The organism is Mycobacterium sp. GA-2829 (assembly GCF_001499965.1).
GTDB lineage: Bacteria > Actinomycetota > Actinomycetes > Mycobacteriales > Mycobacteriaceae > Mycobacterium.
The window spans coordinates 118,011-125,874 of sequence record NZ_LQIT01000010.1 but is presented as its reverse complement, the minus strand read 5'-3'; the positions used below and the strand labels follow the sequence as shown (position 1 = coordinate 125,874).

The 7,864-nt window shown below is 69.2% G+C and carries 9 protein-coding genes; 4 read left to right on the top strand and 5 right to left on the bottom strand.

The window, feature by feature from the left end:
• Positions 1 to 111: integrase core domain-containing protein (locus AU194_RS31055; protein ID WP_157575942.1), on the top strand; the 111-nt coding region annotated here is incomplete at its 5' end.
• Positions 112 to 124: 13 nt separating this feature from the next.
• Here AU194_RS31055 and AU194_RS07885 read toward each other — a convergent pair.
• The 3 genes from AU194_RS07885 to AU194_RS07875 are packed head-to-tail and all read right to left on the bottom strand — an operon-like array spanning position 125 to position 1,940.
• Entirely contained in the window at positions 125 to 949 is an 825-nt protein-coding gene (locus tag AU194_RS07885) for a hypothetical protein (RefSeq protein WP_059088674.1), read from the bottom strand.
• A 45-nt stretch (positions 950 to 994) separates the two neighbouring features.
• Positions 995 to 1,606 (bottom strand): recombination mediator RecR, encoded by a 612-nt coding sequence (recR, locus tag AU194_RS07880; protein WP_059088673.1) that lies wholly within the window; start codon positions 1,604 to 1,606, stop codon positions 995 to 997.
• A 1-nt stretch (position 1,607) separates the two neighbouring features.
• Positions 1,608 to 1,940, bottom strand: a complete 333-nt coding sequence (locus AU194_RS07875) for a YbaB/EbfC family nucleoid-associated protein (protein ID WP_059088672.1) — start codon at positions 1,938 to 1,940, stop codon at positions 1,608 to 1,610.
• A gap of 111 nt (positions 1,941 to 2,051) precedes the next feature.
• Here AU194_RS07875 and AU194_RS07870 point away from each other — a divergent pair, with 111 nt between their 5' ends.
• A complete protein-coding gene (locus AU194_RS07870; protein ID WP_059088691.1) occupies positions 2,052 to 2,798 on the top strand; it encodes an Rv3717 family N-acetylmuramoyl-L-alanine amidase in 747 nt (248 codons plus the stop codon).
• On the opposite strand, the gene AU194_RS07865 is transcribed toward AU194_RS07870, so the two are convergent.
• Positions 2,795 to 3,238, bottom strand: a complete 444-nt coding sequence (locus AU194_RS07865; RefSeq protein WP_059088671.1) for an SRPBCC family protein — start codon at positions 3,236 to 3,238, stop codon at positions 2,795 to 2,797. The two genes, AU194_RS07870 and AU194_RS07865, sit on opposite strands and share 4 nt — an antisense overlap.
• 63 nt (positions 3,239 to 3,301) lie before the next feature.
• Here AU194_RS07865 and AU194_RS07860 point away from each other — a divergent pair, with 63 nt between their 5' ends.
• Together AU194_RS07860 and AU194_RS07855 are read left to right on the top strand one after the other, a co-directional pair.
• Positions 3,302 to 4,681 (top strand): FAD-binding oxidoreductase, encoded by a 1,380-nt coding sequence (locus tag AU194_RS07860; RefSeq protein WP_059088670.1) that lies wholly within the window; start codon positions 3,302 to 3,304, stop codon positions 4,679 to 4,681.
• A gap of 29 nt (positions 4,682 to 4,710) precedes the next feature.
• Complete coding sequence (locus tag AU194_RS07855; RefSeq protein ID WP_231743223.1) at positions 4,711 to 5,997, top strand: class I SAM-dependent methyltransferase; 1,287 nt, start codon at positions 4,711 to 4,713, stop codon at positions 5,995 to 5,997.
• Here the strand turns inward: AU194_RS07855 and AU194_RS07850 are convergent.
• Positions 5,994 to 7,835: a DNA polymerase III subunits gamma/tau gene (locus AU194_RS07850; protein WP_059088668.1), complete on the bottom strand. Its 1,842-nt coding sequence runs from the start codon at positions 7,833 to 7,835 to the stop codon at positions 5,994 to 5,996. The two genes, AU194_RS07855 and AU194_RS07850, sit on opposite strands and share 4 nt — an antisense overlap.
• Between the last annotated feature and the right edge of the window lie 29 nt (positions 7,836 to 7,864).

The window sequence follows — 7,864 nt, the reverse complement described above, 5'->3', positions numbered from 1 at the left end:
AACGACGCCCGCTGCGCTGCGCTTGCCCCGTGGCTTGAGCACTACAACAATCAACGCCGCCACTCAGCCATCGGAGGTCAACCCCCGATCAGCCGACTGTCAACAACCTGACTGCCCGGTACACCTAGGCCACCCGCGGCAACACAGTCGCAGGCGCGATCGGACATCCCCTGCTGACCAACGCCGCGCACACGCGCGCCAGCCAGTCGTGCGGGTGCTCGTCGACGCCCACGCGGATGACGATCCAGCCCTGCTCGGTGAGCATCCGGGTGCGGGTGTCGTCGCCGCGGCTCTCGACGGCCACCTGATACCCCGGCCACGCCATCTCCAGGGTGGTGTCGCCAGCCGAGACCGCGGTCAGTGGCCGTGGCAGGCCCGCGTCGTGCAGCCACAGCCGGATACCGCTCTCCCGCATCGACGCCGCCCCGCCGTCGACCAGCGGCAGCAGTTCCTGCAGCTGACGCAGGCCGTGGGCACGCGGATACCGCTCGGCCAGCGCTGCGACGTCGTCGAGGTCGAACGGGGCGTGCCACATCAGCGCGTCGAGGCGGGCCAACGCGTCGGCGCGGTCGAGGTGGCGCGCCACGTCGAAGGCGGTGCGCGCGAGCGTGGTGACCGGCAGCCCGCACAGCAGCACGGTCTCGTCGTCGGCGACAGGCTCAGCGCGTGGGATCAGCCCGGGCTGCGCGCCGCAGGTCACCCCGGCCACCTCGATGGGGTGGTCGGGATCGACGGGCGGGACGCCGTGCAGACCGGAGGCCGCCACCCCGGCCACCACACCGCGCCTGCGCGTCGCCAGCCACGCGCCGATCGCACGGTCGCGCAGTGTCGGGGTGCGCTTCTTCGCGAGGAACACACCGCGGTACAGCACCGTGTAGTCGCGTCGCAGCTCGTGCCGGGTCACCACGCCGGCGGCGACCGCCTCCCCGCCCAGAATCACGTTGCTCATACCGAGCATGGTGCCTGGGGGGTCTGACAACTAGGCCACCGCGGATCAAGCCATCGCGCGGCGGCCCGCCAGCGCCCGGCCCAGGGTGAGCTCGTCGGCGAATTCGAGGTCGCCGCCCATCGGCAGCCCGGAGGCGATCCGCGTGACGGTCAGCCCGGGGATGTCGCGCAGCATCCGCACGAGATAGGTGGCCGTCGCCTCCCCCTCGGTGTTCGGGTCGGTGGCGATGATGACCTCGGAGACGTCGACGCCGTCGACCCGTTCGCCGATCCGGTTCAGCAGCTCGCGGATGCGCAGCTGATCGGGCCCGATGCCGCTGAGCGGGTCGAGCGCACCACCGAGCACGTGATAGCGGCCGCGGAACTCCCGCGTGCGCTCGACGGCCTGCACATCCTTTGGTTCCTCGACCACACACACCAGCGCGGCGTCGCGCCGCGGATCGCTGCAGATGCGGCACCGGTCGGCGTCGGAGACGTTGCCGCACACCTCGCAGAACTTCACCCCGTCGCGGATGCGGTTGAGCACCGCGGTCAACCGGTCGATGTCCGGCGGCTCGACGCTCAGCAGGTGGAACGCGATGCGCTGCGCGCTCTTCGGACCGATACCCGGCAGCTTGCCGAGTTCGTCGATCAGATCCTGGACGGGCCCTTCGAACAAGTCAGAGGCCCGGGATGCCCAGGCCGCCCATCCCGCCTGCGAGCGGCCCGAGCCGATCGTGCGCGAGGATGGTGACCTGCTTGGAGGCGTCGGCGATCGCGCCGACCACCAGATCCTGCAGCGTCTCGACGTCGTCGGGGTCGACGACCTTGGGATCGATGGCGACGGAGGTCACCTCACCGCTGCCCTTCATCGTCACCTGCACCAGACCGCCGCCGGCCTGACCGTGCACCTCGGAGTTGGCCAGGGATTCCTGGGCTTCCATGAGTTGCTGCTGCATCTGCTGCGCCTGCGCGAGCAGTGCGGACATGTCGGGCTGGCCACCGGGTTGCATGCCTGATCCCCTTGCGTATTGATGTCGCGTTGGTCTCGACTTGGTTTCTCTCGCCCATATCCGGCGCTTCTGGCTTCAAGCCTAGTCGGCGAGCGGGCTACGGTGGCGGCCGTGCCTGCCAGCCTGCGTGTCGGAGCCGCGATCGCCACCAGCCTGCTGATCGCCGCGTCGACCTTCGCCAGTACGCCCGCCGCCGCCGCGCCCGCCAACATCGCAGGCAAGATCGTCTTCCTCGATCCCGGCCACAACGGCGCCAACGACGCCTCGATCAGCCGCCAGGTGCCGACCGGCCGCGGCGGCACGAAGGACTGCCAGGCCAGCGGCACGTCGACCGAGGACGGCTACCCCGAGCACACGTTCGCCTGGGACACCACGCTGCGCATCCGGGCCGCCCTGACCGCGCTCGGCGTGCGCACCGCGATGTCACGGGGCAACGACAACGCCCTCGGCCCGTGCGTCGACGAACGTGCCGCACTGGCCAATTCCGTCAAGCCCAACGCGATCGTCTCGGTGCACGCCGACGGCGGCCCGCCCACCGGCCGCGGCTTCCACGTGCTGTACTCGTCGCCGCCGCTCAACGAGGCGCAGGCCGGCCCCGCCGTGCAGTTCGCCCGCGTCATGCGCGACCAGCTGTCGGGGTCCGGATTCGTCCCGTCGACCTACATCGGATCCAGCGGCCTCAACCCGCGCAGCGACATCGCCGGGCTCAACCTCGCGCAGTACCCGTCGATCCTCGTCGAGCTGGGCAACATGAAGAACCCGGCCGATTCGGCGCTGATGAAGACGCCGGAGGGCAGGCAGCGGTACGCCGACGCGGTGGTGCGGGGTATCGCGGCGTTCCTGGCGACCTCGGGCTAGGCGCCCTTCTCGACCTCGCGCTTGAGGTTCTCGAGCACCTCGGCCTGGATCTTCTTCAGGCCCAGCGGGGCGAAGGTCTTCTCGAAGAAGCCCTTGACGCCGCCCGCGCCGGTCCAGGACGTCTTGACCGTCACCGACGACCCAGGACCGGCCGGTGCGACGGTGTAGTTGGTCACCAGGGTGGAGTTCGCGTCCTTCTCGATGACGGTGTGGCCGGCGATGTCCACGCTCGCCTTGACGTCCCGGACGCGCGATTTGGTCGCCTGCAGCTTCCAGGTGGCGACGGTGCCCGCACCCTGGCCGCCTTCGAGCACCCGGTAGTCACGGTAGTGCTCGGAGAGGATCTTGGGCCGTACGGTCTGGTAGTCGGCGACCGCCGCCAGCACCGCCGCGGGTTCGGCGTTGATCAAGACGGTGCTCGACGCGCTGACCTGTCCCATGATGTGACACTCCTTCGTCGCGGTGCGGTCGCATCGGCTGCGACCGCGGACTAGCGTATATCCGTGTCTGTTGCTCCGACCGACGCACGGGCTGCTCACGCCGAGGGCGTGGAGCGGCTACTCGCCAGCTACCGGGCGATTCCGCAGACAGCCGCAGTGCGCCTCGCCAAACCAACCTCCAACCTGTTCCGTGCCCGCGCGAAATCCGACGTCAAGGGGCTCGACGTATCCGGGCTGACCGGCGTGATCGCCGTCGACCCCGATACGCGCACCGCCGACGTCGCGGGGATGTGCACCTACGAGGACCTCGTCGCCGCGACGCTGCCCCACGGCCTCGCGCCGCTGGTGGTGCCGCAGCTCAAGACGATCACCCTCGGCGGCGCGGTCACCGGGCTGGGCATCGAGTCGACGTCATTCCGTAACGGGCTGCCGCACGAATCGGTGCTGGAGATGGACATCCTCACCGGTGCAGGCGAAGTGGTGACCGCCACCCGAGACCAGAATGCCGATCTGTTCCATGCGTTCCCGAACTCGTATGGCACGCTTGGCTATTCGGTTCGGTTGAAGATCGAGTTGGAGAAGGTCGCACCGTTCGTGGCGTTGCGGCACCTGCGTTTCTGTTCGCTGACCGACCTGGTCGAGACCATGGACCGCATCGTCGAGACCGGCGGGCTGGACGGCGAACCCGTCGACTACCTCGACGGTGTGGTGTTCAGCGCCGACGAAAGCTACCTGTGCCTGGGCGCCAGGACCACGACGCCGGGACCGGTCAGCGACTACACCGGACGGCAGATCTACTACCGATCCATCCAGCATCCCGACGGGGAGAAGCACGACCGGCTGACCATCCACGATTACCTGTGGCGCTGGGACACCGACTGGTTCTGGTGCTCACGGGCGTTCGGCGCGCAGAACCCGACGATCCGACGGTTCTGGCCGCGACGGCTGCGCCGCAGCAGTTTCTACTGGAAGCTGATCGGCTACGATCAGCGCTTCGACATCGCCGACCGCATCGAGATCCGCAACGGCCGACCGCCCCGCGAGCGCGTGGTCCAGGACATCGAGGTGCCGATCGGGCGCACCGTCGACTTCGTGTCGTGGTTCCTGCAGAGCGTGCCTATCGAGCCGATCTGGTTGTGCCCGTTGCGGTTACGCGACGACACCAGCTGGCCGCTGTATCCGATCCGGCCGGGCTACACCTACGTCAACGTGGGATTCTGGTCGTCGGTACCGGTCGGGCCCACCGAGGGGCACACCAACCGGCTCATCGAGCAGAAGGTGAGCGAGTTCGACGGGCACAAGTCGCTGTACTCGGATGCGTACTACTCCCGCGAGGAGTTCGACGAACTCTACGGCGGCGAGACGTACAAGACGGTCAAGAAGGCGTACGACCCCGATTCACGTCTACTCGACCTGTACGCGAAGGCGGTACAGCGACGATGAGTGGTGGCGCGAGAAGTGTGGAGGCAGCTGTGACGAACAACCAGAAGCTGACGCTGGCGGAGATCCTGGAGATTCTGGTCGCGGGCCGGGAACCGTTGAAGTTCCGGGCGTACGACGGCAGCACCGCCGGGCCCGAGGACGCCACGCTCGGACTCGACCTCAAGACGCCGAGGGGCACCACGTATCTGGCGACGGCGCCGAATGACCTCGGGTTGGCCCGCGCGTACGTCTCCGGCGACCTGGACATGGTCGGTGTGCACCCCGGTGATCCGTACGACCTGCTGCGCTCGCTGACCGACAAGATGGAGTTCAAACTTCCACCGGCCAAGGTGTTGGCGCACATCGTGCGGTCCATCGGTCTCGAGCACTTCAAGCCGATCGCTCCGCCGCCGCAGGAGACGCTGCCGCGGTGGCGCCGGATCGCGGAAGGGCTGCGGCACAGCAAGACCCGTGACGCCGAGGTGATCCACCACCACTACGACGTATCGAATGCGTTCTACGAGTGGGTGCTCGGACCGTCGATGACCTACACCTGCGCGTGCTACCCGAATCCGGATGCGACGCTGGAGGAGGCGCAGGAGAACAAGTACCGGCTGGTGTTCGAGAAGCTGCGCCTGCAGCCCGGTGACCGACTGCTCGACGTCGGCTGCGGCTGGGGTGGCATGGTGCGCTACGCGGCCCGCCACGGCGTGAAGGCGATCGGCGTAACCCTGTCGAAGGAGCAGGCGCTGTGGGGTCAGAAGGCCATCGCCGAGGAGGGGCTGACCGAGCTCGCCGAGATCCGGCACAGCGATTACCGCGACGTGCGCGAGATCGGGTTCGACGCGGTCTCGTCGATCGGGCTGACCGAACACATCGGCGTGCACAACTACCCGTCGTATTTCGGGTTCCTGCAATCGAAGTTGCGTAACGGCGGGCTGCTGCTCAACCACTGCATCACGCGGCCGGACAACAAGTCGGTGGCCTCGGCCGGTGGGTTCATCGACCGCTACGTGTTCCCCGACGGGGAGCTCACCGGGTCCGGCCGCATCATCACCGAGGCCCAGGACGTCGGCCTCGAGGTGGTGCACGAGGAGAATCTGCGCCACCACTACGCGATGACGCTGCGCGACTGGTGCCGCAACCTCGTCGACCACTGGGATGAGGCGGTCGACGAGGTCGGGCTCGGCACCGCGAAGGTGTGGGGGCTCTACATGGCCGGCTCACGGCTGGGCTTCGAGACGAATATCGTTCAGCTGCACCAGGTCCTGGCGGTCAAGCTCGACGAGAACGGCAACGACGGCGGGCTGCCGCTGCGGCCGTGGTGGACGGCTTAGGCGCCGTCTATCCGCCGGGCGCCGAGTTCGTTCTGCAGCAGTTCGAGGGCGACCTCCTCCGGATCGCGACGGGGCGCGGCGTCCTGGTGGACCGCCTCGGCGAGCATGCTCTCCTCGTCGTCGACCGGTGGCTCCGGCGGGGCGGCAGGCGCTTTGGGCCGGGCCGGTTCGGCGTTCGGCTGGGCGGGCCCGCCGCCGGCCTCGCACCGGATCGTCCAGTTGACGCCGAGCGCATCCTTGAGCGCCTCGCGAATGACGTCCGAGTTCCGCTGCTCGACAAGGCGTTTCGCCAGCGGCGCGGATTCGTGGCTGAGGACGAGCGTGTCGCCTTCGACCGCGCGCACGATCGCACCGGCGAGCATCACGTCGATGGTCCGGCTGCGCTGACGCACCTTCTCGCGCACGGTGGTCCACATACTGCGCACGGCGGCCGCGTTGGGCGCCCCGGTCGCAGCGGGGGCCGCCGCGGGTGGCGCCTCGACCACCGGATCGGACGGCGGGCGCACGGGAGGCGGTGACGGCGGTGTCGGTTCAGGCGGCGGTTCCGGAGCGGGCGGCTCAGGAGCAACGGCGGCAGGTGCCGGTTCGGCCGCGGGTGCGGCCTGACTCTTGCGGGTGAACGTCTTCGCCGGTTCGACGGCGGCGCGAGGAGCCCCGGCCGGCATCTCGGAGGCGGGGATCGACATGTCCAGCCGCATCTCGATGCGCTCGACCCGTTGCAGCAGCGCCGATTCCGTGTCGCTGGCCGACGGCAACAGCAGCCGCGCGCAGACCACCTCGAGCAGCAGCCGCGGTGCGGTCGCACCGCGCATCTCCCCCAGCCCGGCGTGCACCACCTCGGCGTACCGGGTCAGCGTCGCGGTCCCCAGCCGGGCGGCCTGTTCCCGCATCCGCTCGAGCACGTCGCCGGGTGCGTCGACCACGCCGCGCGCGGCGGCGTCGGGCACCGCCTGCAGCACGATCAGATCGCGGAACCGTTCGAGCAGGTCGATCGCGAACCGTCGCGGATCGTGTCCGGCGTCGATGACGGATTCCACGGCCCCGAACAGCGCGGCGGCGTCGCCCGCGGCCAGCGCGTCCACCGCATCGTCGATCAGCGCGACGTCGGTGGCGCCCAGCAGCGCCAGCGCGCGGCCGTACTCGACGTGGTTGTTCGCCGCGCCCGCGAGCAGCTGGTCGAGCACCGACAGCGTGTCACGCGGTGAGCCGCCACCGGCACGGATGACCAGCGGATACACCGCATCGTCGACGGTCACGCCCTCGTCGGCGCAGATGCGTTCCAGCAGCGTGCGCATGGTCTTGGGCGCCAGCAGCCGGAACGGGTAGTGGTGGGTGCGCGACCGGATGGTCGGCAGCACCTTCTCCGGTTCGGTGGTGGCGAACACGAAGATCAGGTGCTCCGGCGGCTCCTCGACGATCTTGAGCAGCGCGTTGAAACCGGCCGTGGTGACCATGTGCGCTTCGTCGACGATGAAGATGCGGTAGCGGGACTGCGCCGGGGCGTAGAAGGCGCGGTCGCGCAGTTCGCGGGTGTCGTCGACGCCGCCGTGGCTGGCCGCGTCGAGTTCGGTGACGTCCATGTTGCCCGGACCGTTGGGTGCGAGCGCCACACAGGAGTCGCAGACGCCGCACGGTGTCGGGGTGGGCCCCTGCTCGCAGTTCAGGGAGCGGGCCAGGATGCGCGCCGACGACGTCTTACCGCAGCCGCGGGGGCCGGAGAAGAGGTAGGCGTGGTTGATCCGGTTCGCCGACAGCGCGGTCGACAGTGGTTCGGTGACGTGCTCCTGCCCGACCACCTCCGCGAAGGTCGCCGGTCGGTACTTGCGGTAGAGCGCCACGGTCAGCAGGCTACCGACGGGCTACGACG

Excerpts from the sequence above, each read along its gene's own strand:
- AU194_RS07865 (WP_059088671.1), bottom strand. The coding sequence starts at position 3,238 with ATGGGACAGGTCAGCGCGTCGAGCACCGTCTTGATCAACGCCGAACCC.
- AU194_RS07875 (WP_059088672.1), bottom strand. The coding sequence starts at position 1,940 with ATGCAACCCGGTGGCCAGCCCGACATGTCCGCACTGCTCGCGCAGGCG.
- AU194_RS07885 (WP_059088674.1), bottom strand. The coding sequence starts at position 949 with ATGAGCAACGTGATTCTGGGCGGGGAGGCGGTCGCCGCCGGCGTGGTG.